The organism is Paenimyroides marinum, from assembly GCF_900108395.1.
Lineage (GTDB): Bacteria > Bacteroidota > Bacteroidia > Flavobacteriales > Flavobacteriaceae > Flavobacterium > Flavobacterium marinum.
This window is the reverse complement of sequence record NZ_FNXE01000091.1, coordinates 1-1381: the sequence shown is the minus strand read 5'-3', so window position 1 is coordinate 1381 and position 1381 is coordinate 1. Positions and strand designations below refer to the sequence as shown.

General features: G+C 27.4%; 2 protein-coding genes. Both read right to left on the bottom strand.

Annotated elements, in window-relative coordinates; all coding sequences use genetic code 11:
• Positions 1-118: 118 nt before the first annotated feature.
• On the bottom strand, positions 119-565 hold the full coding sequence (locus BLW20_RS14495; RefSeq protein ID WP_091103004.1) for a hypothetical protein: 447 nt from the start codon (positions 563-565) through the stop codon (positions 119-121).
• Between the two features lie 20 nt (positions 566-585).
• Positions 586-1242 carry a hypothetical protein gene (locus tag BLW20_RS14490; protein WP_091103000.1) on the bottom strand — a complete coding sequence of 219 codons (657 nt, stop codon included), beginning with the start codon at positions 1240-1242 and terminating at the stop codon, positions 586-588.
• Positions 1243-1381: the final 139 nt, after the last annotated feature.

Genomic DNA, 1381 nt, shown 5'->3' with positions numbered 1-1381 from the left:
ATAAAACTTGTTTCTCTTGTTTACAGCGATTGTTTCCATAAAAAAACCTTTATCAACTAAGATAAAGGTTTTTAGATTTATTTGATTTATAAAAGTAACTTAAATAAATAATGGATTTTTAACTTTTGTTTGAATTGAATATCTTTTTCAGAACATATTCATCATACACAGGTTTAAAATTATCCCTGCCGTATTTATCAACCAACGTAAACAATAAATTATTCAAATTATCTTCAGCTTCTCTCTTTTTGACAAAAGCACTATTACTTTTATTGTAAAGATCTATAGCTTCTTCTACAGACTTAAATTTCGTTTTTGAAAGATGGTGTTTTATCCATTCTGGGAAATCAGCTTCTTTATCAGTAAAGTATTCTGTTGGCATCTTGCTAATGTACTCCTTACTAATTTTATCATAATTCAAGTAGATTTCAGAACTATAAAATTTAAGTGATCTTTCAGCTAATTCCTTAAACGCAGCATCATTTAAAATTTCTTCCTTCATATTCTGTGAATACATCGAAGTAGAAAAGATAAATACTAAAAATAAAAAAAGTTTTTTAATCATAATATCTTATTTTAAATTAATTACAACCCCATACAAGATCTATAGTTTCTACCACACGCAGAAATTCTATTTTGATACCAATAATCAGCATAAGATATTGCAGAATCTCTAGTAGAACCATCATAAAATGCCGCGTGCATGTAGTCTTGAATGTAATAATTCATTGCACTTGTTTCACAATCGTTTAACTCTCTTTCACAATCATCATTATTATTTACAATAGGTTGAACTATCCATTTTTTGAAGTAAATAATTTTTGATGAAAGAGAAGCGTTTTTTAAATAATCATAGTATTCAGGGTGATTTGCTATTTTTACAACTGTCCAACTATGTATTTCATTCCACTTTAATTCAGCTTCACTTACACTATTAAAAGTTGTTTGACCAATATTATTCCCAATCCAAGAAAGCATTTCTTCTTTAGTGTTAAAATCAGAAGGTGTAACATTGGTTAGAAAGTTTGTTGAAAAATCGTTCATCAATGATTTTGATAACATATACTCTTCCGAATTTACAAAATCAAAAAATATTTGATCAATTTCGTCATCAACAGCGGGTGTCGTTCTCGCTTGTAAAGTATTTGTTTCTGTTAGATTATTATTTACATCCTCCTGTACATCTGAATTGCTACAAGAAAACGCAAAAATTAGACTAAAACATAATATTAATTTTTTCATGATCTATTCTTATTATTTAATTTTATTAATTAACCTTTACATTTTTTATCACTACTAACCGACTAACTTTTCAAAATTAAGGAGCTTCCCATTGTGGTTAGCTCCTTTTTTCATATTTTGGTTTTACGACAAATCAAAA

Bases quoted from the DNA above. Each gene is read 5' to 3' on its own strand.
- BLW20_RS14495 (WP_091103004.1), bottom strand. From the start codon at position 565: ATGATTAAAAAACTTTTTTTATTTTTAGTATTTATCTTTTCTACTTCG.
- BLW20_RS14490 (WP_091103000.1), bottom strand. From the start codon at position 1,242: ATGAAAAAATTAATATTATGTTTTAGTCTAATTTTTGCGTTTTCTTGT.